This window comes from Pseudomonas sp. RIT623 (assembly GCF_004519305.1).
Classification (GTDB): Bacteria; Pseudomonadota; Gammaproteobacteria; order Pseudomonadales; family Pseudomonadaceae; genus Aquipseudomonas.
In genome coordinates, this window is sequence record NZ_SOZA01000008.1 from 142,919 (window position 1) to 164,610 (window position 21,692).

Here is a 21,692-nt window from a genome sequence, read left to right on the forward strand (position 1 = left end):
AATGAAACCGGACACTTGAACCGAGCGGTTGATGTCGAAGCGCCAAATCAGGTCTGGTGTGGCGACATCACTTACATTTGGGCACAGGGCAAATGGCACTATCTGGCAGCTGTCCTGGATCTCTATGCACGCAGAGTGGTGGGCTGGGCCTTATCAGAAAAGCCGGATGCCGACCTCGTGGTCAAAGCTCTGGACGTGGCTTACGAACAACGCGGAAAGCCCCAAAAGCTGAAGAAAAACTCAAAGCCGTGTCCGGGATCAGTTGACCACTACAAGGGAGCTATTCCATTTGGAGCGCTTTCTTGAAAAGTAATGTAAATCAGTGAGTTATGATTTTTTGACGGAAGAATTTTTCCACATTGGCGCAACAGAAGTGGCGACGACGCAGGTGGTGGCGCAGATTCGGCGGGGGCTTGGGTAAGGCTTCTATATATGATTTAACATAATATACATTATGCGAACATTCGTATTGAGCGCCACGCCCAGTGACAGGCCAGATTTCAGTCTCCAGCAACGCCTCATCCAAGATCCGGTTCTACTCACCGATACGTCAAACCCTTCGGCACCTCATAGCGTTTGCCGTCATAGTCCGAACTGGACACCCTCGTTTGCGGCTCGTCATCCTTGTCAAGGAAACCGTTCCACTCGCCATGGCTCCCAGCGACCACCAGGTGGCCCGTGATCTGGCGCAACTGCGAAGCGTCTTGTTGTGCAGATTGGCCCGGGACGAGCCGCAATGGCTGATGCGCATCCCAAACGCCCATAAATTCGACAGCGCAATGTCCAACTGCAAGCCTGAAAACGCATCGCGTCAGAAGCAATTGCGGCGCGTTGGTAGCTGTGAGCCGGATCTTGCCACTGTCGGCATCGGCCACCAGCACCTCAACCCTGGCCGTCGTCATCGACGTTCACCCGCATCGGCAAGGCTGGCATCCGCTGGATTGGCCTGCAGACTGCATGCTCGCTGTCGAGTTTGAGCGTCGGATGCAGGATTAGACCCAGGTTTGCAGGTGCTGGGGGCAATCATGTCAAGCGATCATGGGGTGCAACAACAATTGCGCTACGGCGAACCGTGCGTACAGGCGTCTCATTCCTTTGAAGGTTTGCCATATTAAATGAAGGGGTCAGTAGTCTTCATAGGTCAGATACACCCTGCCCCCGTTTTCGTATCCCTGAATTATAACTCAACTAAATAACCATTTAGTTGAGTAAACCTCCTTTTGGATTATTCGTAAATAGCGAGTTTGACAGCGCGCAATGACGATCTATAGTCGGACGTGCCCTGCGGAAGGATTCCCATGGCGTATTCAAGGCAAATACGTAATAACAGGAGTTATTGGATGTTCATGCACAGGGATGATGCACAGCTGTGTTGTCGGAAAACCCACGCCTCCCACCTCAAAGGCACATGCGATCACGCTAGCTTGCCGCCCATTGCGCTAAGGCCTAGCTGACATCCACGACTGTTCGGCACCGTCTTGCCTGCCTGTGACCTGCCCTGCAGTCGTCACCGCGTTGGCGTTTCCGACAATACCAATAGAGAGGTGTGCCATGATCTTAAAACACCATGCGCGCAATGCTGTATCCTTTTGCGGGGATATCGGCAATAACAATGATTCATTCAGTTATCGGCCCGCTGCGCTTAAAGATAGCGCACGCCTGGCCGAGCTATTTCAGACGGTTTATGGTAATACCACTCACCCCTGCCAAAGTCCTGGTTATATACGCGATTCGCTGATGTCCGGATTGCAGCTTTGGTATGTGGTGGAACTCGATTCGATCATCATGGGTTGCGGTTGCATTGCCCGGCGCCCCTGGAACCAGTCCTGGGAGGTCTGCCACGGCGTGGTCCACCCCGCCGCGCGCAGAACCGGCGCCATTTCCAAACTGATCGAGCTGAGCTTCGACAGCCACCGCCCACAGCCCATGGAGCTGGGGTTCTACGTCACCCGCAACATCGCCAGCCATGCCTTGATGCTCAAGCTGCGCCCCGGCGTGCTGGTGGGCCACGACGGCGGCCCCGACACAGTGGACGGCATTCGCGAATACCACCTGACCGCCCTGCTCCCTGCCAAGTTGGCTGGTTTGCGGCATATCGCCCCGTGGTACGCGCGTGCCCCTGGCGCAGAGGTAATCAGCCAACACCTGTATCAGGCGCTTGGCTTTGAAGCCAGGCCAGGCACTTATCCGCAGACCTGCCTCAGTGGCCCGGCCAGCCTGGCGAAGCATGGTCAGTTGCTCTACTGCCATGACCCCGTCAACAGCACGCTGACGCTGTCGGGCCAGGCAGGCGGCTACCTGCCGCAGCCGCGTGCGCTGGCCGAGATCATCAGCCTGCTGCGGCAATCGCCAGACTTGCAGTACGTCTGCGTACAGATTCTTGCCGACAAGCTGGAACTGCTCGCCGGCCTGATCGGCCTGGGGTTCACCATCACGGCCTACCTGCCCGCCTGGCACCTCGAGGGCGGCGCCCGCTATGACTGCATCCAACTGGTGCTGCAAAACTTCGCCAGCCGCCCGCGCAGCCACGGTTTCGACGACCAGGTGAGCTTCTTCGACCTGGCCTATGCCCAGTTGGCCAAGCGCCTGTGCGGGCTGCGCCTTGCCCAGGCACATGCCTGACGCCCACTCCTTCACGGAATCAAGACAATGACCAAAGACCAATGGCTGGCCGCTCGCCAGCAGATCCCCGACGGCGCCAAGGAACCCTGGACCGTCATGTTGTGGCTGGCCGACCTGTTGCTGCTGGTGTTGGCCTGGAACCTGTGGCTAATGGATGCCCTGCTGCTCAAGGTGCTGGGGCTGGGGCTGGCAGGTTTCGCCACGGTGCAGGTCTACCTGATCCTGCACGAGGCCTTGCACGGCGCGGCCGCGCAGAACAGACGGCTCAACGACTTCATCGGCCATTGCAGTGGTTGGCTGATAGCCTTGCCGTTCCTGGTCCGCCGGCGCTTCCACATGGCCCACCACACCTGGACCGCACACCCGCTGAACGATCCAGAAAACCGCGGCATGATCGAGAAGTTCGCGGTAATGACCAAGAAGCAGGAGCGCACCTTGGAGTTCTACTGGAAACATTGGATTCCGATGATCGCCGCCAACCATTTCCTGCTCAACTGGCGCGCGCCGTTCATCGCCAGAGCCAAGGGCGATGACTCGCCACGCCTGCTCAAGGAGGTGCGTTTCGCCCAGCTGTACCTGCTGGGGTACTTGGCAGCGGCGGCGCTGGCCTTGAGCCTGGGGCACCTGCTGGATCTGCTGGCGTTCTACCTGATCGTCTGGGCGTTTTTGTTCTTCATGGTCGAGCTGCTCAATCTGCCGCACCATGCCGAGGCGCCGCTGCTGGCCAGGGATGCCGGGCGCCTGCAGTTCTGGGAGCAGGACCAGGTGTCCCATGACTGCAAGAGCCTGCCGCTGTGGTCAAGTTTCGTGATCCTCAACTTCAACCTGCATATCGTCCACCACGCCTTTCCTTCCGTGCCCTGGTACCGCCTGCCCGAGGTCAACCGGTTGCTGCACGAACGGGAGGCTGGCCATGAGCCTTCGCAACTCCATGAGTGGGCCTTTGCCCGGAAAAATCGTCGGCGCCCCCTGCTTCAGCTGATGGGGCACTTCTTCGACCGACGGGGCTAGTCCTTGAATTGCACCGCACCTGTTATTTCTATCAGGTGTGGTGCTCGGGCTTGCAGCCTATGCTGTCTTCCATTGCGTCCGTCGCTACGCTCAAGGATCAAGCATATGGGCCATGGAGCACAGGATCGCGACACCCCATCGGTCACCGCGCGCGGCAACCGTGGCGAAGCCATCCGTGAAATACGTTATTGCCGCCACCCCGAGACTCCAGGGCTGGACACGCGCATCACCCGCCAGCAATTCGACGCCCTCGGCCATCCGGTACACAGCATCGACCCCAGGCTTGCCACGCGCCAACAGACAGACCCGAGCGTAAAAGCCAACCTGATCCTGCATCCGGCATTTACCGGCGCAGTGATTGCCAGTCAAAGCGTCGACGCTGGCCATGTACTCACCTTGAATGACAGCGCCGGCCGCCCGCTGCTGCGTCTCGGCGCCACAGGCGTCACGCGCCGCTGGCACTACGAAGCGGCGCCACAAGCCGGGCGTTTGCTCCAGGTCGCTGAGCAGCTGCCCGCAGCGCCACCGCAGATTACCGAGCGCTTGGTCTGGGCGGCCAACGACCCGGCAGCGAAGGCGCGCAACCTGGCCGGACAACTGAGTCGGCACTACGACACCGCCGGCCGGCAGCTAATCGACAGCCTGGGTTTGACCGGCGCGACGCTTTCGGCCACCCGACAACTGCTCGAGGACGGCGACAGCGCTGATTGGCAAGGCGCGGACGAAGCCGCCTGGGCAGGCCTGCTCGCCCCTGATGTGTTCACCAGCAGTTGTACCGTTGACGCAACCGGCGTGCCCCTGACCCAAGTCGATGCTCAGGGGCATGCACAGCGTCAACGCTATGACATCGCGGGACAGATGGCGGGCACCCTCCTCACCCCCAAAGGCATGAGCGAACAGCCAATCCTCACATCACTTAGCTACTCCGCCGCCGGCCAGAAGCTGCGCGAAGCCCATGCCAATGGCGTGGTCACGCACTTTACCTACGAGCCACGCACCCAGCGGCTGCTACGGCTGAAGACCGAGCACTCGACAAAGGCAACCGTGCTACAGGACCTGCATTATGCGTTCGATCCGGTCGGCAACGTGCTGCGGGTCAGCAATGCCGCCGAGGCCAGGCGCTTCGCCCGCAACCGAGTCATCGAAGCGGTCAGCACCTATACCTATGACACTTTGTACCAGTTGATCACAGCCACAGGCCGCGAAATGGCGGGCTCAGCACGGCACAACCCCCAGCGTCCAGCGGACCTGCCCGTGGCCGCCGACGATGGCAGCTACGCCAACTACACCCGTCGCTATACCTATGATCGGGGCGGCAACCTCTTGAGCACTGTCCACACCAGCGACGTGGCCGAGCACGACTTCACCCTGAACATGACCGTTTCCAGCCATAGCAACCGCGCGGTGCCTGACACACTCACCGCGGACCCGGTCCTGGTCGATGGCTTCTTCGATGCCGCAGGCAACCAGCTGCAGTTGCAGCCTGGGCAGACGCTGGCCTGGACCGCCCGTGAGCAACTGTTGCGGGTGACGCCCGTTTCGCGCGACGCCGTGGGCCTGGATGACCAGGAGAGCTACCGCTACGGCGGTGACGGCCTGCGCATTGTCAAAGCCTCCAGCCAGGAAGCCAAGGCCGCCACCCATCATCGGCGCGTGCTTTACCTGCCGGGCCTGGAAATCCGCACGCTTCATCAAGATGACGTACCCAAGGAAGCGCTGCAGGTGGTGACCATTGGCCAGGCGGGGCGCGCGCAAGTGCGGATGCTGCATTGGGACAGTGGGCTGCCGGACGGCATCGCCAATGATGGCCTGCGCTACAGCTATGACAACCTCATCGGCAGCGGTTGCCTGGAGCTCGACGACAAGGGGTTGGTCATTAGCCAGGAGGAATACTACCCCTACGGCGGCACTGCGGTTTGGTCCGCGCGCAGCGAGGTGGAGGCTGACTACAAGACGGTGCGTTACTCCGGCAAGGAGCGCGATGCCACGGGCCTGTATTACTACGGTTACCGCTACTATCAGCCGATGGGGCGCTGGTTAAGTGCTGACCCGGCTGGGACTATCGACGGGCTTAATCTGTACGCCATGGTAAAAAACAACCCGACAACCCTGAGTGATTCTGCAGGGCTTCAGGCTACAAAAGAGCAATACACTCGAGAGTACTACGCCCTGAAAGAATCGTCCTTTATGATTAATGAGACACGGGATCAGGTTCTCGACTTCTTAAATGACAAGTCCAGTTCAATAGCATTTGGTACAGCGTACACGATATTTGTGGAGCTGCTCGCCGCGGCTTATGGTTCGCTCGCTGCAATACCCGCCGGTATCGCGGGTGGTGTAGCAGGACCGCCAGGCGCAGTAATCGCTAGTACAGTGGTGAGCACATTGGTAAAAGACAAAGTGAAAGGCAAACTCACAGCTTATCCGCCTGCGCCCAAAGCAAACATGGCGGAGCGCATGGAGCACAATCTATTCACTACGAAAGAAAGAGCCACCCATAAAGCTAAACACTATTTTGAGCCGGAGTATCTCTTAAAAAAGGCAGGGGACAAAGGGGCGAACTGGTTAATGAACACTGGGCTGACTGCCGCTGGGGCAGCGACCTCCTCATACTCGGTTCCTTTTGCTGGCATCATCGATACAGTACGCGCCGCTATTAATGCCAAAAAAATAACCAAAGAAGCAGTTGTAGACGCGGCGCTGGAGGATATTGAAAAAATTGAGGCAATGATCGAGGCCCTGAATGTCAGTCTCGAAGAGGCCTTTGCGCAAAGCATAGCACTTCAAAAAAACGAACTAGGCACCTGGACCAAGGCCAGAGGAAACCTAAGTAACAAGAGGGTGGAGTGGGGGTTGAAGCGCGATGGCATGAATTTGTCCAAAGGAGACATATGGTTGAAATATTCCAATCACGTAAAACATTACGCCATCACCAAAAAACACTTGGGAGATTTCAAGTTTGCACTTCATGAATTTACCTACTTTCGAAACCGGCAGGCAGCTGCCTAATGTGGTCTTTTGCAAATACGCTCCATACTTCGCGAGTTTTCTCTATGTTCACGTAAGGCCTAGTCCAACTACGACGAGGAACGACAACGACTTCCAGGGCGAAAACCTGGGGGCCGCAAGACATTACACCTCCAGCCCTCCAAACCGGCGATAATAGCTTTCTCTGGCATCCGGCAGCGGCCCATCTGCGGTTTCAAATGTGCTGGCCAGGTATTGCTCTGCCCTGCCCTGCACCAGGCGATACAGGTTGCGGCACAGTTGCCGGGCGGCACGCCCTTCCCAATCGCCGGGCAGCAGTTCTTCCGGCAATTGCGGGTCGCGCAGCAGCAGCCGGCGGTACTCGTGAATCAGCAGCATGCGGGCGAGGAAACAATCCTGAGGCTGGGGCGCCGGCAGCGCTTTCATGGCCTGCCAGAGTGGCCTGAACAAACAAATGAACTCGCTGTAGTGCTGCCCCAGTTCGTCGATGTTCCAGCTTTCCCGCACCTGGGCACGCATCGCCTTGGAGGCTAAAACCTCTTGGGCACGGGTTTCGAACACGATGCAGTCGTCCTCGGCCCCCTGTTCGCGCAACGTGGCGAGCAGGTCGGCGCGGTCGCTGCGCGGACAGCCCAGCAGGTTCGGGCCCATGGCGCCAAACCCTTGCCACTCCAGCTCCTCGCGTACTGCCTTGCGCTTGGGGGCATCCAACTGGCTCAGCAACACCAGGGTCCAGGCGCCGTCCCACGCCGGCAGGTTGGCGCTGTAGACACGCTTGAAGGCCTTCTCGAACCGCCGCCGCCCGGTGCCGGTCAGGCTGTAATAGCTGCGCCGGCCGACCTTCTCCGCGGTCAGCCAACCTTCCTTGGTCAGGCGGAAGATCGAGGTGCGGATCAACCGCTCGTTGATGCCCATCGGCTCCAGCAGGTTGATCAGGCTACCCAGCCACACCGTGCCGCCATGGGGCTCGATGGCATCGCCATACAGGGTGATGATCAGCGAACTGGCGCGGATCGGGGTTTGCTCCTGGAAGCGAGTGATCAGGTGATTCAGGGGGGCAAGACTGCTCATGAGGGGACGAGGCGCGGCCAAAGCCTCGACTATACCCGGCTGTCGCGACCGCGCAAGGCTCATGCGCCGCCCTCGGCCTTGGGCCGCACGCCAGAGTCGCCCATCCGCGCGCGTCCGGGTTCGGCGACCGACAGCGGCGGACACTCCACCAGGCTGGCCATGCAGCGTTGCGTCAGGCGGTGGTACTCAGCCGTGCCGCGCTGTTTCCAGGCCAGCTCCTCGTCGCTGAGCGAGCGTTTCACCACAGCCGGGGCGCCGACCACCAGGCTCCGCTCCGGGCACTGGAAGCCAGCTTTGACGAATGCCGTGGCGGCGACGATGCAGCGTGGGGCGATGTGCGCGCGATCCATCACCACCGCGTTCATGCCGACCAAGGCGTCTTCACCGATCCGGCAGCCATGGATCACCGCGCCGTGGCCGATATGGCCGTTGCGCTCGATCACCGTGTCACCACCGGGGAAGCCATGCATCACACAAGTGTCCTGCAGGTTGGCCCCCTCCTCCATGACGATCCGACCCAGGTCGCCGCGCAGCGCCGCGAGCGGACCGACATAGCAGTTGGCACCGATGATCACGTCGCCAATCAGCACAGCACTGGGGTGGACGTAAGCACTGGGGTGGATCACCGGGGTGAGGCCGTCGAGGCGGTAGCAAGGCATAGAAGTGCGGGCTCGATAGGGTCTTGAGAGGGGATGAGCATGTTACATTTCGCTAAATGCAGTCAATAAATTATGTTTTTGTATCATGTTTCTTGCGTGCACGGCCTAGGCTGTAGCGGCCGCGTCGCGTTCGAGCTACGTCTACCGTACCTATAGAATATGGCTACAAAGCTTGATGCCTGGCCTGGCAGACGATGCAGGGCCAGCGGTTTATGCGCGCCTTATAAGACACGCAATCTAATATGCGAGTTGCAAAATGGTATCTATTAAACCCTATACTTCTTCACGCTCACTCCCAGGGGTTGCAGGCCACCCCTCCCATCGACACAACGAAGCGAGTCCGCCATGCCCTTCGAACACATCCTGTTTTCCATCGACGCCGACGGTGTTGCCCTGCTCTCGCTGAACCGGCCCGAGCAACTGAACAGCTTCACCACCGCCATGCACCTCGAGGTCGGCGAAGCGCTGCGCCAGGTGCGCCAGAGCGAGCACGCCCGGGTCTTGCTGCTGACCGCGGAAGGCCGCGGCTTCTGCGCTGGCCAGGACTTGGCCGACCCGAGTGTGGCGCCCGCCGCGCAAATGCCCGACCTGGGCGAATCCATCGACACCTTCTACAACCCCCTGGTACGCAGCCTGCGCGACCTGCCGTTGCCGGTGATCTGTGCAGTCAATGGCGTGGCCGCCGGTGCCGGGGCCAACCTGCCGCTGGCGTGCGACCTGGTGCTGGCAGCACGCTCGGCGAGTTTCATCCAGGCATTTTGCAAGATCGGCTTGGTGCCAGACTCCGGCGGTACCTGGCAGCTGCCTCGACTGATCGGCATGGCCCGGGCCAAGGCGTTGGCGATGCTCGGCACCCGCCTGAGCGCCGAGCAGGCCGAGCAATGGGGGTTGATCCACCGCGTGGTGGACGACGCCGCATTGCGCGACGAGGCGCTGGCGCTGGCCCGCCAGCTCGCCACCCAACCCACCTATGGCTTGGCGTTGATCAAGCGCGCCCTCAACCAGAGCTTCGATCACGGTTTCGACCAGCAACTGGAGCTGGAACGCGATCTGCAGCGCCTGGCAGGACGCAGCGAGGACTACCGCGAAGGCGTCATGGCCTTCATGGACAAACGCAGCCCCGAGTTCAAGGGGCGCTGACCCCCGCGGCGCAGCTGCTGCGCCGTATCCGTGCCAAGGAGGCCGACTACATGCCTGAACACTCCCCCAAAGCCTTGGCCCAAGCTTGCGCCCAGGCCATGTTCGCCCGCGACCCAGCCAGCCAGGGTTTGGGCATCGACCTGCTCGATGCCGGCCCCGGCAGCGCCCGCCTGGGCATGACCGTGCGGCCCGACATGCTCCAGGGCCATGGCACCTGCCATGGCGGCTACCTGTTCGCCCTGGCCGACTCGGCTTTCGCCTTTGCCTGCAACAGCTACGACGAAGCCACCGTGGCCCTGGGCTGCAGCATCGACTATGTGGCGCCGGCCGGGCTCGGTGATCGCCTTGTCGCTCACGCCAGTGAACAGAGCCGCAAGGGGCGCACCGGCAACTACGACGTGCGCATCGAGAACCAGCAGGGCCAACTGATCGCCCTGTTCCATGGCAAATCCTACAAGGTGCGTGGCGCGGTTCTAATACCGAAAAATACGCAAGACTGAAAGCATTTCCTGTATCGAAATTTAGTCTGGAGCCATGCCGGCAGCCGCCCTCTGGCTGGAGGCTCGCATTATCCAGGTCCACAATGCGCAAGGGCGACAATGCGACACATCATTTTAACCGATACTATAAATTGTGTTTGATGTTGTATTTTGTATCGAATATAAATGGCTCACGCTTCAAGCCGCCCTCAATCGGAAGCCCTGCAAATGTACGCACAGCTAGTGGAAACCGGCGTCAAACGCCTCAAGTCGCTGGAAGAGATGTCGCCCGAAGAACGCGCCTTCCAGGAAAAGATCGACGCCGAGATCAAGATCGAAGCCAAGAACTGGATGCCCGACGCCTACCGCCAGACCCTCATCCGCCAGATCTCCCAGCACGCCCACTCGGAAATCGTCGGCATGCTGCCCGAAGGCAACTGGGTCACCCGTGCCCCGTCGCTCAAGCGCAAGCTGCAACTGATGGCCAAGATCCAGGACGAAGCCGGTCACGGCCTGTACCTGTACAGCGCCATGGAAACCCTCGGCGCCGACCGCGACGAAGAAATCGCCAAGCTGCACAGCGGCAAGGCCAAGTATTCGAGCATCTTCAACTATCCGACCCTGACTTGGGCCGACATGGGCGCGGTGGGCTGGCTGGTCGACGGCGCCGCCATCGTCAACCAGGTGGTGCTGCAACGCACCTCCTATGGCCCCTACTCCCGCGCCATGATCCGCATCTGCAAGGAAGAGAGTTTCCACCAGCGCCAAGGCTACGAGCTGCTGCTGACCATGATGCGCCACGGCACTCAGGCACAGAAGGACATGGTCCAGGACGCCATCAACCGTCTGTGGTGGCCGTCGCTGATGATGTTCGGCCCCAGCGACGAGCACTCGCCCAACAGTGCCCAGTCCATGGCCTGGAAGATCAAGCGCCAGACCAACGACGAGCTGCGCCAGCGCTTCATCGACCAGACCGTGCCGCAACTCGAGCTGCTCGGCTGCACCGCGCCGGACCCGGCGCTGAAGTGGAACGAGGCGCGCGGTCACTACGACTTCGGCCAGATCCAGTGGCAGGAGTTCTACGAGGTGCTCAAAGGTAACGGCCCGTGCAACCAGGAACGCCTGGCCAAGCGGCGCAACGCCATCGAAGGCGGCGCCTGGGTGCGTGAAGCCGCCGTGGCCTACGCCCGCAAACAACAGAACAAGAACGCCGCCTGAGGCGGCCCGCGATACTGAGGAACCACCATGTCCACCTGGACCCTTTACGAAGTCTTCGTGCGCAGCAAGCACGGCCTGAACCACAAGCACGTCGGCAGCGTGCATGCCGCCGATGCCGCCATGGCCATCGAGAATGCCCGTGAGCTCTACACCCGTCGCAGCGAAGGCGTCAGCCTGTGGGTTGTGCCTTCGGCGCTGATCATCGCCTCCTCCCCCGACGAGAAAGACCCGCTGTTCGCCCCGGCGGACGACAAGGTCTACCGGCACGCAAGCTTCTATGAGCTGCCCGCCGAAGTCGGCCATATGTGAGGCGCGCCATGCACAAGCAAGCACTGATCCCCTACCTGCTGCTGCTCGGCGACAGCGCCCTGATCCAGGGCCAGCGCCTGTGCGAGTGGTGCGGCAAGGCGCCAGCCCTGGAAGAAGAGCTGGCGTTGATGAATGTCGGTCTCGACCTGGTAGGTCAGGCCCGCAACTGGCTCGAATACGCCGCTGAGCTGCTGGACGATGGCCGCGACGCCGACGCTCTGGCGTTTCGCCGCGACGAACGCGCCTTCCGTAACCTGCTGCTGGTCGAACAGCCCAATGGCGACTTTGCCGTGACCATGCTCAAGCAGTTCCTCTACGACGCCTGGCACCATGCCGCGCTCGAAGGCCTGTGCGCTTCGAACGACGCACGCATCGCCGGCATCGCCGCCAAGGCCCTGAAGGAAGTCACCTATCACCTGCGCCGCTCCGGCGAGTGGGTGCAGCGCCTGGGTGACGGCACGGAGCAAAGCCGCCGGCGCATGCTCGACGCCATACCGCTGCTGTGGCGCTTTACCGTCGAGCTGACCGCCGCCAGCGACCACGAGGTGCAACTGGCCGCGGCGGGTGTCGGCGCCGACCCGGCCCTGGTCGGCCGTCGCTGGCAAGCCACGGTCAGTGCGCTATTCGCCTCGGTCGAGCTGCCGCTGCCCCAGGCCGCCAGCCACTTCTACCTCGACGGCCGCCAAGGCTTGCACACCGAGCATCTGGGCCTGCTGCTTGCCGAAATGCAATTTTTGCCACGGGCCTACCCCGATGCGACCTGGTGAGCTGATCGTCGGCGACCGTGGCGCCCGGGCCCAGCAACCGGGCGACCTGGCCCGCGCCTGGGCGGTGCTGGCCGAGGTGATGGACCCGGAGGTGCCGGTGGTCAGCGTGGTCGACCTGGGCATCGTCCGCGACCTCGACTGGCGCGCCGGCCACCTGCACCTGGTGGTGACGCCGACCTATTCCGGCTGCCCTGCCACCGAGGTGATCGAGGGCGATATCCGCCAGGCCCTGGAACACGCCGGCTTTCCGGCCCCCGCCGTGGAACGGCGGCTGACCCCGGCCTGGAGCACCGACTGGATCAGCACCCTGGGCCGTGAACGCCTGCTTGCCTATGGCATCGCCCCGCCCGAGGGCGGGGCCAGCCTGCACGGCCATAGCCCCGTGGTGTGCTGCCCGCAATGCGCCAGTGGCGACACCGAGCTGCTCAGCGAGTTCGGTTCCACCGCCTGCAAGGCCCTGTACCGCTGTCGCGCGTGCCTGGAGCCGTTCGACTATTTCAAATGCCTATGAGCCGTGGAGAACACCATGAGCCAGTTTCACCGCCTGACCATCAAGCAAGTGCGTCAGGAAACACGGGACGCCGTGTCCATCGCCTTCGACGTGCCCAGCCACCTGCAGGACGATTTTCGCTTCACCCAGGGCCAGTACCTGGTCATGCGCACTCATCTGGACGATGAAGAAGTACGCCGCTCCTACTCGATCTGCAGCGCGGTGCAGGACGGCGAACTGCGCGTGGCGGTCAAGCGCGTGCCGGGCGGGCGTTTCTCTGCGTTCGCCAACGACGTGCTCGAGGCCGGCCAGCAACTGGAGGTGATGCCGCCCTCGGGCAGCTTCTTCGTGCCGCTGGAGCCGAGCCGCCAGGGCCACTACCTGGGCGTCGCCGCCGGCAGCGGCATCACCCCGATCCTGTCGCTGATCGCCACCACCTTGGCCTGCGAGCCGCACAGCCGCTTCACCCTGCTGTACGGCAACCGGGCCAGCAGCAGCGCGCTGTTCCGCGACCGCTTGGAAGACCTGAAGAACCAGTACCTGGAGCGCCTGAACCTGATCTTCGTGTTCAGCCGTGAACAACAGGATGTCGACCTGTACAACGGCCGCATCGACGCCGACAAGTGCGGCCAGCTGTTCTCTCGCTGGCTGGATGTGCCCAACCTCGACGCCGCCTTCATCTGCGGCCCCCAGGCCATGACCGAGACCGTGCGCGACAGCTTGCAGGCCAACGGCATGGACAAGGCGCGCATTCACTTCGAACTGTTCGCCGCCGCCGATGGCACGGCCCGCCGCGAGGCACGCGAGGCCGCTCGCCAGCTCGACGCCAGCAGTAGTCAAATCACCGTGATCAGCGATGGTCGGGCGCTGGCCTTCGACCTGCCGCGCAACACCGTCAGCGTGCTCGACGCCGGCAATGCCATTGGTGCCGAGCTGCCCTATTCGTGCAAGGCCGGGGTGTGCTCGACCTGCAAGTGCAAGGTGATCGAGGGCGAGGTGGAGATGGACAGCAACCATGCCCTGGAGGACTACGAAGTGGCGGCCGGCTACGTGCTGTCGTGCCAGAGTTTCCCGATCAGCGACAAGGTGGTGCTGGACTTCGACCAGCTTTGATACCAAGGGCTACGGTATCGATGCCGCGAAAGGCGCGCAACGCGATCCCGCAGCCCAGCAACCTTGCACAATCGTTTTTGCCTTGGGCAGTCAGGTGCGTGCCAAAAACCCGTACTCTCCTGCGAGCATATAAGGCGTGGTAACTATTATCATCGAATCGTTGATACTGGTAATTTTACTAGGTGTCGATTTTATCAGCGCAGAGTAAGGTGAGTTGCAGCGGCTTAACCTATTCGAAGAGGGAGTCGAGCATGGCTACCGATCTGCAGACCTTCAAGTTGATTAACAACCTCAAGCCAGATGTGCAATACAAATTTTATTGGAGCAAGGATGAAGAAGTTGACAAGTGGACGGACACTGGTTTCGTCTTCTATGAAAGACAGTTCGTCGTCGAAACCGAGGCAACGGGCTTCAAGTCTTACTTGATAGACATGTGGCGACTGAAGCCCAAGAACGGCACCACCATTGCCTCCGTCACGACCATTCCGAATGAAGATAGATTGATACATGCGGACGCCTTTGAATCAGCGCCTGGAGAAGTGTGGTTCTGGCTTAATACTTGGTATTTTTACAAATTCGACAGCGCGAGAAATGTAGAAATTGATATTTCATATTTAGGGCTGCCGCAAAAAAGCGTGACGGCACGCATCAATGATGACGATGCCTTGACATTCATACGTCTACTCATCGTTGAGCCGAAGCTGGGCCCACCCGAAACAACCGGCCCGGAAAAATTCCATTGCGTGATTCTTGACAAGAAGAGTGGCCGCTACAATTTGACTCTTGAAATGAGCGGCGAGACGTTCAACTTCCGCCCCACTTAAACCACCTTCTATCAGCGACAGGTGGTTACAGATTTCGCGCAATGGATCGGCACCCACTCTGAGCAATAGGCGACCTGGCAGAGCAACAAAAGGCATGCGTTGACTCCCATGGGCATAAATGCTCAGATGCGCCCCTGCTTTCAGGTGTCCCTGGCCGCCGCGCCTGGGGTTAAACGGGAAGCCGGTGCCTCGCCCGTGCGAGAAGTCCGGCGCTGCCCCCGCAACGGTAAGCGAGCCTGGCATTCGACACGCCACTGTGCCCCGCGCATGGGAAGGTGAATGCCCGATGACCCTCGCCAGCCCGGAGACCGGCCTGATTCGCCCATGGCCATTCCCGCGGAGGGCGGGTGCGCTCAGCTTGCCAGGCGCCCGCGCGCCTGCGCGGCCGTCTCGCACCGTCACCGTCGGGCTCATTCATTCCTGCGGTGTCCATCCATGTCTTGTTCCCTGCTGCACCTAGAGCGCCTGCACTGGTCGCTGTCCGCCACCGGGCCAGACCTGCTGGCCGGTATCGACCTCAAGGTCCAATCCGGCGAATTCGTCGGCCTGATTGGGCCCAATGGCAGCGGCAAGACCAGCCTGCTGCGCTGCGCCTACCGTTTCAGCCGGCCACGGGCTGGCCGGGTGCTGCTCGATGGCGAGGATATCTGGCTGCACCCGCCGCGCTGGCTGGCCCAGCGGGTGGCGGTGATGCTCCAGGAGTTTCCCGAGGATTTTGGCCTGAGCGTGCGCGACGTCGTGGCCATGGGTCGCACCCCGCACCTGGGCTGGCTCGACGCAGGCGGCGACTCGGCGCCGGTGGACCACGCCCTGCGCCAGCTGAACCTGCAGGATCGCGCCGAGCAAGGCTTCGCCAGCCTGTCCGGTGGCGAAAAGCAGCGTGTGCTGCTGGCCCGGGCCTTGGCCCAGCAGCCGCGCCTGCTGATTCTCGACGAGCCGACCAACCACCTCGACCCACGCCACCAGCTCGCCCTGCTGCAACACCTGCGCGGCAGCGGCCTGGGCTTGCTGGCCAGCTTCCACGACCTCAACCTGGCGGCGACGTTCTGCGACCGCCTGTACCTGATCGAGCAAGGCCGGATCATCGCCCAGGGCACGCCCGCCGAGGTGTTGACCGAGCAATGCCTGGCCGAGGTGTTCGGGGTTCACGCCCTGGTCGACCGTCACCCCGTGGGCGAGCACCCACGCATTACCTGGATTCGTCACGCATGACCCGCCTGTTGCTTGCCCTGTTCGCCTGCCTGCCACTGTGTGCCCTGGCACAAGGCTTTCCCGTGACCGTGCGCAGTTGCGAGCGCGCGGTCACCTTCAGCCAGCCACCGCAACGGGCGGTGAGCCACGACGTCAACTTGACCGGCATGCTGCTGGCACTGGGGCTGCGCGAGCGCATGGTCGGCTACAGCGGCATCAGTGGCTGGAAAAGCCTCGCCCCGACGATGCGCGAGGCCCTGCACGGCCTGCCGGAACTGGCATCGCGCTATCCGTCGGTGGAAACCCTGCTCGCGGCCGACGCCGACTTTCTGTTCGCCGGCTGGAGCTATGGCATGCAGGTCGGCGGGCCGCTCACCCCGCAGCGCCTGGCAACGTTCGGCATTCCGGTATACGAACTGAGCGAATCCTGCTCACGGATCATGCCCTGGCACCCGGCAAGCCTCGACGACCTGTACACCGACCTGGGCAACCTGGGCCGGATCTTCGGCGTCAGCGCACGGGCCGACAGTCTGGTCGAGCAACTGCGCCTGCGTATCGCACGAGTCCGCGCTTCGTTGGCCTCGCTCCAGGCCCGACCACGGGTGTTTCTCTACGACAGCGGCGAGGACCGCCCCACCACCTCCGGCAGCCTGGGCATGCCCCAGGCACTGATCGATACGGCCGGCGGCAGTAATGTCATGGCCGACGTGCCTGCCAGCTGGACCGAGGTCAGCTGGGAAAGCGTGGTCGAGCGCGATCCCGAGGTAATCGTCATCGTCGACTACGGCCCGACCACCTGGCAGCAAAAACGCGACTACCTGTTGCAGCACCCGGCGCTGGGCAGCGTCACGGCGATTCGCCAAAAGCGCTTCGTGGTGTTGTCCTATCTGCAGGTGACGCCATCGGTGGACAACGCCGAGGCCATTGAACGTCTCGCCCAGGCGCTGCACCCGCAGCGCTTTGCCGGGGCGCAACGGTGAGCTTGTTGCGCCGTCCTATCGGCTACCGCCTGCTGTTGATCGGCCTGGGCGCCGCACTGTTTGCCTCATGCCTGTTGTCGCTGGGCTTCGGTGCAGCGCAGGTACCAGCAGGCAAGATACTGGAGATCATGTTGCAGCAACTGGGCCTGGCCCCGGCGACAGGCGCCGGCCGTGGCCAGACCCAGATCGTCTGGCAGATCCGCGCGCCACGAGTGTTGCTGGGGGCTTTGGTCGGTGCCGGGTTGGCCCTGGTCGGCAGCGCCCTGCAAGCGGTCACCCGCAACCCGCTGGCCGACCCGCACCTGTTGGGCGTGAGTTCGGGCGCGGTACTAGGGGCGGTGCTGGTGGTGCTGTACCTTGGGCCTTTCGCCGGGGTGCTGAGCCTGCCCTTGGCGGCCTTTGTCGGCGCCCTCGGCTGCATGCTGCTGGTGCTGGGCGTTGCCAGCCGGCGCGGGCGCCTGGACAGCGAGCAACTGTTGCTGGCCGGGGTTGCGGTGTCGTTCGTGGTGATGGCCTTGGCCAACCTACTGCTGTACACCGGTGACCCCCATGCCGCCAGCTCGGTGATGTTCTGGATGCTCGGCGGGCTGGGCCTGGCGCAATGGTCGCTGCTGTGGCTGCCAGGGTTGGCCGTGCTGGCCGGTTTTGCCCTGCTGATGGCGCTGGCTCGCGCGCTCAATGCGCTGATGAGCGGCGAACAGACCGCGGTCAGCCTGGGCTTCGACACGCGCCGTGTGCGCGCCGTGGTGTTCGTCGGCTGCGCGTTGCTCACCGGTGTGCTGGTGTCGTTGTCCGGGGCTATCGGTTTCGTCGGGTTGATGCTGCCGCACATGGCCCGGCGCCTGGTCGGCGCCGAGCACCGTCGGCTGTTGCCGGTTTGCGCGTTGCTGGGGGCATTGTTCGTGGTCTGGGTCGATTTGGCGGCGCGTACCTTGATTGCGCCGCAGGACCTGCCCATCGGTATTGCCACGGCGGCGTTGGGGGGCGGATTTTTTATCGTGTTGCTGCGGCGCAGGGGGTGAGCGCTGGCCCCGTGGGCATGCGCCGCTGGCCTTTGCAGCGCCTATCAGCCGCCCCTGAAGTAGCACCAGGCGGCCATTAGCCACCTAGCACATCTGCCCTACATCCCGCAGGGTACAGCGACGCTATAGTCGTTCTACCCCTCGTCCGGCCAGTACCTCCCTTTCCTGGCCGGGCGGGTGGCGTTCCGAGAACAATGCCAAGGAAGCAACGCGATGATCCCCATGTCCCTCCCCATCAAGTCCCTGGTCCTGCTCGCCGGCCTCGCCGCCGTGGCCGGTTGCCAGACCGCCTCGCCCAATGCCGACACCCTCAAGCAACGCACCGAGGTCACCCTCGGCGTGCCGGTGAGCAAGGTCAGCAACCTGCGCAGCGACTCCACCACCACCTACTACACCGTGAGCACCGGCAAAGGGCAGTTCGACTGCCAAGTGGCCAGTGGCGGCATGGTGGCCATCGCCGGCATGGGCCTGGTCACCCCATCACCCAACTGCTGGAAGGAAGGTCAGGCGCCGACCTTCCAGTGACCATTCGCAGCGTCACCTTAGTGCCCTGTCTCGCAAATACGTTCTCTTTTGGCGAGTGATTTTCGCGACAGGACACTAGCTGGTAGGCGCCGCGCTGGTTTCACGCAATGCCCGCAACGCCGCGCGCAGTTCCGCTGGCCGCACCGGCTTGGCCAGTACGGCGATGCCGCGTGCCTGCAAGGCGCCTTGCAGGCGGTCGAGATCGTGCCCGGTCATGATCAGTGCCGGCACTCGCTCGCCGCGCTGGGCGCGAAGTTGGTCGATGCAGTCGATGCCCGTGGCCTGCGGCCCCAGGTCGTAGTCGGCGACGATCACCTCGCAGTCACTGCTCAGCCCATTGGCCGAGCTCTCGGCCTGCACCTGGCAGCCCCAGCGCTGCAGCAAGGCGCTGGTGGCCTGCAGCACGTTATGGTCATCCTCCACCAGGCACACCCGCAAACCACTGAGCATGCCGGCCTGGATCGCCTGATCGGCAGTCGCGCGCGGCACTTGCGCCGGCACTTTGGCCAACCCTTGCAAGGTCACGCAGGTGCCATGCCCAGGTCGCGAGCGCAGGCTGACCTCAAGCCCCATCAACTGGCCCAGGCGCTTGACGATGGCCAGCCCCAGGCCCACGCCCTCGACGTCCTTGTCGCGCAGCTCGCGCACCCGGTAGAACTCCTCGAACACCTTGTCCTGGTGCTCCTCGGCGATGCCCCGGCCACGGTCGCAGACGACAATGGCCAGGCCCTCGCCGCGGGGCCGCAGGCCAATCAGCAAGGGACGCCCGGCGGCGTACTTGAAACTGTTGGACAGCACGTTCTGCACCATGGTTGCCAGCATCCCTGGGTCGGCGCGGGTCCAGTGCCGGCTGGGCATCAGGCGCATCTCCACGCCGGCCCAGCGCGCCGCTTCGTGGTTCTGGCGCAGCAGTTCGCGCAAGAACGGCTCCACGGCGAACGACTCCCACTTCGGCTGCACCCGGCCGTTGTCCAAGGTGTACAGGTCGAGGATCGAGCGGAACAGCTGCGAGACGTTGAGCAGCGATCGATCGATGCTGTCCACCAGGCGCCGCTCCTCATCGCCCAGGCGCGCCTCGCGCAGGCAGGCGGTGAACAGGCCAATGGAGTGGATCGGCTGGCGCAGGTCATGGCTGGCTTGGGCCAGGAAGCGCGACTTTTCTCGGGTCGCCGCCTCGGCCAGGGCGGTGGCCTTGCGCGTGCGTTCGAGCAGCAGGTGGGCGTAGAACGGAATCAAGGTGCTGGTGGTGAGCAACATCAGCAGCATGAACGGCTGCTGCTGCCAGTACGGGGTCAGTTGCCAGACCACCAGCAACGCCCCCAGGGCCAGCACCGTGGCGATGGCCAGGTAGCGCGAGCCAAAGCGCATGCCATTGCCCAGGTTGATCCAGACCATCACCGCATATAGCGGCAACGCCGCCTCGCCACCGACCACCAGTCCGAAACTGGTGCCGGTGTAGTCGCCCAGCATGCCAAGGATTCGCCGGGCCGGGTAATGCCCCGGCCAACGCTTGATGGCCTGGCGCATGCCCACCGAGGCCACCACGAAACAGGCGTAATAGAGAAGCACCGGCAGATAGGTCGCGACCTCCCGCCCCGGCAGGAAACCCAGCAGTGCCACGTAGGTGATGGCACAGGAGGCGACGATGATGCGCAGGTTGGCTTGGTCCAGTTCGTTGTTTTTCTCGAACTTCATGGGGTAACTTCCTTGTGCGCCAGTAGTCATTTCCTGCAAGTGCCCGGCAAATGGCCGCAGGTGACTGCTAAATTAGCATGTGTTGGCTAACAGGGAGTTCCACGACGTGACGTGCCGCATCATCGTGGCGGACGACCATCCGCTGTTCAGGGAAGCCATGGCCAGTACCGTGCGCCGTCTGTTGCCGGACGCCGAGCTTGACCAGGCTGGCAACCTTCAGGACGTGCTGCGCCTGGCCAGCCAGGGCGCGCCCCCGGACACCCTGATCCTCGACCTGCGTTTCCCCGGCCTGAGCTGCATCGCCCGCCTTGCCGAGCTGCGTCGGCAACTGCCGCGCACCACCCTGATCATCGCCTCGATGGTCGACGACCCTACAGTCGTTGCCGAGGTGATGGACGCCGGTGCCGATGGTTTCATTGGCAAGAGCCTGACCCCGGATGAGATCGGGGCGGCGATTCTGGCCATTCGCGAGGGCGACGTGGTGGTGCGCTATGCACCTTCCGGGTTGCTGCCGCAGATGGCCGCCGATAGCGAGCTGGAGCAGCTCACCCGTCGCCAGCAGGATGTGCTGCGGCTGATCGCCCAGGGCAAGACCAACAAGGAGATCGCCCGTGAGCTGGATATCTCGCCGTTCACCGTGCGCATCCATGTCTCGTCGCTACTCAAGACCCTCAACGTGCTGACCCGTACTGCGGCGGCGGTGAAGTATTCCGGGAGTTGAGGCGCGTTGGGCGCAAGGGCGTTTGGCGAAAGGCTTGCAGCGCCTGGTCGCTTCCACGCCACAGCCTGCAATAACCTGAAAAGCCCTACTCCCGCCAACGCACCTGGGTGATCCCATAACGCTCGGCCATGGGTCGGCTGACTTTCCTGATCCGCTCCCGGCCGAATTTCGGAATGATCCCCAGGCCCGCATCGCAACTGGCCCAATGCCAAGCCTCGGCATTGTCCATGTGCTCCAGACGAATGATGAACTGGCGTGGCTGGCCATGCAGTTGGTACTCGATGGTGTACAGCTGGGGATTAGGCATTGCGCGAAGCCCTCCTCTTTTCCATGGATGACACTTCGACTGATCCAGCTTTGGCGAAAAAATTCAAAAGATTGTCAGACAAGGCGACGCCCGCGTTGAAACCACAGGCGGACGTCACCGCAGGCGCGGCGCTCAAGTCACCGGTTGCGACCACCACCGTGGCTGTTCTGGCCGCCCTTGCGTCCCGCCTCGGAAGCCCGGGCACGGTCATTGGCGAAGTTGCCCCCCGAATTCTGCCCGCCCTTGTGTCCGGCGCGCGAAGCGCGCTCGCGGTCATTGGCAAAGTTGCCTGGGTTGGTTTCCTTGGTGCCGCCGCGTTGGCCGGCCTGCTCCTGGTCACGAGCCATTTCGTTTCTCCTTTACCCATTGGTTTGACGTGGCACGGAATCACCCGTGCACAGGTTCCGAACCGGCTGAGCGCGAATCTGCTCAATGGCGCGGCCAAGGTTCGGACGAGCGGCAGCAGGCAGCCCGATCAAAAATGCCACCACTGGGCAACCGCGTTCGCACTTTTGTCCTCTGCCAAGGGTCACAGTCATGCACCACGAACCATTGGCCCT

Annotated in this window: 22 protein-coding genes, 1 pseudogene and 1 riboswitch; of the genes and pseudogenes, 17 read left to right on the plus strand and 6 right to left on the minus strand. The window is 62.5% G+C overall.

Going from position 1 to position 21,692, the window contains the following annotated elements; all coding sequences use genetic code 11:
• Positions 1-15: 15 nt before the first annotated feature.
• Positions 16-222 (plus strand): annotated as a pseudogene (locus E3U47_RS08420) (DDE-type integrase/transposase/recombinase); the annotation flags it as partial.
• 317 nt (positions 223-539) lie between these two features.
• On the opposite strand, the gene E3U47_RS08425 reads toward E3U47_RS08420, so the two are convergent.
• Complete coding sequence (locus E3U47_RS08425) at positions 540-902, minus strand: hypothetical protein (protein ID WP_134690709.1); 363 nt, start codon at positions 900-902, stop codon at positions 540-542.
• An 835-nt stretch (positions 903-1,737) separates the two neighbouring features.
• On the opposite strand from E3U47_RS08425, the gene E3U47_RS08430 reads away from it, so the two are divergent.
• From E3U47_RS08430 to E3U47_RS08440, 3 genes are all read left to right on the plus strand, one after another.
• A complete protein-coding gene (locus tag E3U47_RS08430; RefSeq protein ID WP_134690711.1) occupies positions 1,738-2,622 on the plus strand; it encodes a hypothetical protein in 885 nt (294 codons plus the stop codon).
• Between the two features lie 27 nt (positions 2,623-2,649).
• Positions 2,650-3,633: a fatty acid desaturase gene (locus tag E3U47_RS08435; protein ID WP_134690713.1), complete on the plus strand. Its 984-nt coding sequence runs from the start codon at positions 2,650-2,652 to the stop codon at positions 3,631-3,633.
• Positions 3,634-3,738: 105 nt separating this feature from the next.
• Complete coding sequence (locus tag E3U47_RS08440; protein ID WP_134690715.1) at positions 3,739-6,642, plus strand: RHS repeat-associated core domain-containing protein; 2,904 nt, start codon at positions 3,739-3,741, stop codon at positions 6,640-6,642.
• A gap of 123 nt (positions 6,643-6,765) precedes the next feature.
• Here the strand turns inward: E3U47_RS08440 and paaX are convergent, their stop codons facing one another.
• Both paaX and paaY read right to left on the minus strand, forming a co-directional pair.
• On the minus strand, positions 6,766-7,692 hold the full coding sequence (gene paaX, locus E3U47_RS08445) for a phenylacetic acid degradation operon negative regulatory protein PaaX (protein ID WP_134690717.1): 927 nt from the start codon (positions 7,690-7,692) through the stop codon (positions 6,766-6,768).
• 59 nt (positions 7,693-7,751) lie between these two features.
• Entirely contained in the window at positions 7,752-8,351 is a 600-nt protein-coding gene (gene paaY, locus E3U47_RS08450; RefSeq protein ID WP_134690719.1) for a phenylacetic acid degradation protein PaaY, read from the minus strand.
• 345 nt (positions 8,352-8,696) lie between these two features.
• On the opposite strand from paaY, the gene paaG reads away from it, so the two are divergent.
• From paaG to E3U47_RS08510, 12 genes are all read left to right on the plus strand, one after another.
• Positions 8,697-9,491 carry a 2-(1,2-epoxy-1,2-dihydrophenyl)acetyl-CoA isomerase PaaG gene (gene paaG / locus E3U47_RS08455; protein WP_134690721.1) on the plus strand — a complete coding sequence of 265 codons (795 nt, stop codon included), beginning with the start codon at positions 8,697-8,699 and terminating at the stop codon, positions 9,489-9,491.
• A gap of 50 nt (positions 9,492-9,541) precedes the next feature.
• Positions 9,542-9,991, plus strand: a complete 450-nt coding sequence (gene paaI / locus E3U47_RS08460; protein ID WP_134690723.1) for a hydroxyphenylacetyl-CoA thioesterase PaaI — start codon at positions 9,542-9,544, stop codon at positions 9,989-9,991.
• Between the two features lie 207 nt (positions 9,992-10,198).
• Complete coding sequence (paaA, locus tag E3U47_RS08465; RefSeq protein WP_134690725.1) at positions 10,199-11,188, plus strand: 1,2-phenylacetyl-CoA epoxidase subunit PaaA; 990 nt, start codon at positions 10,199-10,201, stop codon at positions 11,186-11,188.
• A 27-nt stretch (positions 11,189-11,215) separates the two neighbouring features.
• Entirely contained in the window at positions 11,216-11,497 is a 282-nt protein-coding gene (gene paaB / locus E3U47_RS08470) for a 1,2-phenylacetyl-CoA epoxidase subunit PaaB (RefSeq protein ID WP_134690727.1), read from the plus strand.
• Between the two features lie 8 nt (positions 11,498-11,505).
• The gene (gene paaC / locus E3U47_RS08475) at positions 11,506-12,264 is read left to right on the plus strand and encodes a 1,2-phenylacetyl-CoA epoxidase subunit PaaC (RefSeq protein ID WP_134690729.1); all 759 of its coding nucleotides are present in this window, start codon (positions 11,506-11,508) and stop codon (positions 12,262-12,264) included.
• Entirely contained in the window at positions 12,251-12,775 is a 525-nt protein-coding gene (gene paaD, locus E3U47_RS08480) for a 1,2-phenylacetyl-CoA epoxidase subunit PaaD (RefSeq protein ID WP_134690731.1), read from the plus strand. Before paaC ends, paaD begins: the two co-directional genes overlap by 14 nt.
• 15 nt (positions 12,776-12,790) lie before the next feature.
• Positions 12,791-13,867, plus strand: coding sequence for a 1,2-phenylacetyl-CoA epoxidase subunit PaaE (paaE, locus tag E3U47_RS08485; protein WP_134690733.1), 1,077 nt, complete (start codon positions 12,791-12,793; stop codon positions 13,865-13,867).
• 251 nt (positions 13,868-14,118) lie between these two features.
• Positions 14,119-14,691, plus strand: a complete 573-nt coding sequence (locus E3U47_RS08490) for a hypothetical protein (RefSeq protein ID WP_134690735.1) — start codon at positions 14,119-14,121, stop codon at positions 14,689-14,691.
• 125 nt (positions 14,692-14,816) lie between these two features.
• Positions 14,817-15,023, plus strand: a riboswitch (cobalamin riboswitch).
• Between the two features lie 103 nt (positions 15,024-15,126).
• Complete coding sequence (locus tag E3U47_RS08495) at positions 15,127-15,903, plus strand: ABC transporter ATP-binding protein (protein ID WP_134690737.1); 777 nt, start codon at positions 15,127-15,129, stop codon at positions 15,901-15,903.
• Complete coding sequence (locus E3U47_RS08500; protein ID WP_134690739.1) at positions 15,900-16,862, plus strand: ABC transporter substrate-binding protein; 963 nt, start codon at positions 15,900-15,902, stop codon at positions 16,860-16,862. Before E3U47_RS08495 ends, E3U47_RS08500 begins: the two co-directional genes overlap by 4 nt.
• Complete coding sequence (locus E3U47_RS08505) at positions 16,859-17,884, plus strand: iron ABC transporter permease (RefSeq protein WP_134690741.1); 1,026 nt, start codon at positions 16,859-16,861, stop codon at positions 17,882-17,884. Before E3U47_RS08500 ends, E3U47_RS08505 begins: the two co-directional genes overlap by 4 nt.
• A 222-nt stretch (positions 17,885-18,106) precedes the next feature.
• Entirely contained in the window at positions 18,107-18,409 is a 303-nt protein-coding gene (locus tag E3U47_RS08510; RefSeq protein ID WP_256660251.1) for a hypothetical protein, read from the plus strand.
• 75 nt (positions 18,410-18,484) lie between these two features.
• On the opposite strand, the gene E3U47_RS08515 is transcribed toward E3U47_RS08510, so the two are convergent.
• Positions 18,485-20,104: a HAMP domain-containing sensor histidine kinase gene (locus tag E3U47_RS08515; protein ID WP_134690745.1), complete on the minus strand. Its 1,620-nt coding sequence runs from the start codon at positions 20,102-20,104 to the stop codon at positions 18,485-18,487.
• Between the two features lie 106 nt (positions 20,105-20,210).
• Between E3U47_RS08515 and E3U47_RS08520 the strand changes: the two genes are divergently transcribed.
• Positions 20,211-20,825: a response regulator transcription factor gene (locus E3U47_RS08520; RefSeq protein ID WP_134690747.1), complete on the plus strand. Its 615-nt coding sequence runs from the start codon at positions 20,211-20,213 to the stop codon at positions 20,823-20,825.
• 85 nt (positions 20,826-20,910) lie between these two features.
• Here E3U47_RS08520 and E3U47_RS08525 read toward each other — a convergent pair whose 3' ends face one another.
• Complete coding sequence (locus E3U47_RS08525) at positions 20,911-21,132, minus strand: DUF6555 family protein (protein WP_134690749.1); 222 nt, start codon at positions 21,130-21,132, stop codon at positions 20,911-20,913.
• Positions 21,133-21,269: 137 nt separating this feature from the next.
• Complete coding sequence (locus tag E3U47_RS08530) at positions 21,270-21,479, minus strand: general stress protein (protein ID WP_134690751.1); 210 nt, start codon at positions 21,477-21,479, stop codon at positions 21,270-21,272.
• Between the last annotated feature and the right edge of the window lie 213 nt (positions 21,480-21,692).

Excerpts from the sequence above, each read along its gene's own strand:
- E3U47_RS08425 (WP_134690709.1), bottom strand. The coding sequence starts at position 902 with ATGACGACGGCCAGGGTTGAGGTGCTGGTGGCCGATGCCGACAGTGGC.
- E3U47_RS08430 (WP_134690711.1), top strand. The coding sequence starts at position 1,738 with ATGTCCGGATTGCAGCTTTGGTATGTGGTGGAACTCGATTCGATCATC.
- E3U47_RS08435 (WP_134690713.1), top strand. The coding sequence starts at position 2,650 with ATGACCAAAGACCAATGGCTGGCCGCTCGCCAGCAGATCCCCGACGGC.
- E3U47_RS08440 (WP_134690715.1), top strand. The coding sequence starts at position 3,739 with ATGGGCCATGGAGCACAGGATCGCGACACCCCATCGGTCACCGCGCGC.
- paaX (WP_134690717.1), bottom strand. The coding sequence starts at position 7,692 with ATGAGCAGTCTTGCCCCCCTGAATCACCTGATCACTCGCTTCCAGGAG.
- paaY (WP_134690719.1), bottom strand. The coding sequence starts at position 8,351 with ATGCCTTGCTACCGCCTCGACGGCCTCACCCCGGTGATCCACCCCAGT.
- paaG (WP_134690721.1), top strand. The coding sequence starts at position 8,697 with ATGCCCTTCGAACACATCCTGTTTTCCATCGACGCCGACGGTGTTGCC.
- paaI (WP_134690723.1), top strand. The coding sequence starts at position 9,542 with ATGCCTGAACACTCCCCCAAAGCCTTGGCCCAAGCTTGCGCCCAGGCC.
- paaA (WP_134690725.1), top strand. The coding sequence starts at position 10,199 with ATGTACGCACAGCTAGTGGAAACCGGCGTCAAACGCCTCAAGTCGCTG.
- paaB (WP_134690727.1), top strand. The coding sequence starts at position 11,216 with ATGTCCACCTGGACCCTTTACGAAGTCTTCGTGCGCAGCAAGCACGGC.
- paaC (WP_134690729.1), top strand. The coding sequence starts at position 11,506 with ATGCACAAGCAAGCACTGATCCCCTACCTGCTGCTGCTCGGCGACAGC.
- paaD (WP_134690731.1), top strand. The coding sequence starts at position 12,251 with ATGCGACCTGGTGAGCTGATCGTCGGCGACCGTGGCGCCCGGGCCCAG.
- paaE (WP_134690733.1), top strand. The coding sequence starts at position 12,791 with ATGAGCCAGTTTCACCGCCTGACCATCAAGCAAGTGCGTCAGGAAACA.
- E3U47_RS08490 (WP_134690735.1), top strand. The coding sequence starts at position 14,119 with ATGGCTACCGATCTGCAGACCTTCAAGTTGATTAACAACCTCAAGCCA.
- E3U47_RS08495 (WP_134690737.1), top strand. The coding sequence starts at position 15,127 with ATGTCTTGTTCCCTGCTGCACCTAGAGCGCCTGCACTGGTCGCTGTCC.
- E3U47_RS08500 (WP_134690739.1), top strand. The coding sequence starts at position 15,900 with ATGACCCGCCTGTTGCTTGCCCTGTTCGCCTGCCTGCCACTGTGTGCC.
- E3U47_RS08510 (WP_256660251.1), top strand. The coding sequence starts at position 18,107 with ATGTCCCTCCCCATCAAGTCCCTGGTCCTGCTCGCCGGCCTCGCCGCC.
- E3U47_RS08515 (WP_134690745.1), bottom strand. The coding sequence starts at position 20,104 with ATGAAGTTCGAGAAAAACAACGAACTGGACCAAGCCAACCTGCGCATC.
- E3U47_RS08525 (WP_134690749.1), bottom strand. The coding sequence starts at position 21,132 with ATGCCTAATCCCCAGCTGTACACCATCGAGTACCAACTGCATGGCCAG.
- E3U47_RS08530 (WP_134690751.1), bottom strand. The coding sequence starts at position 21,479 with ATGGCTCGTGACCAGGAGCAGGCCGGCCAACGCGGCGGCACCAAGGAA.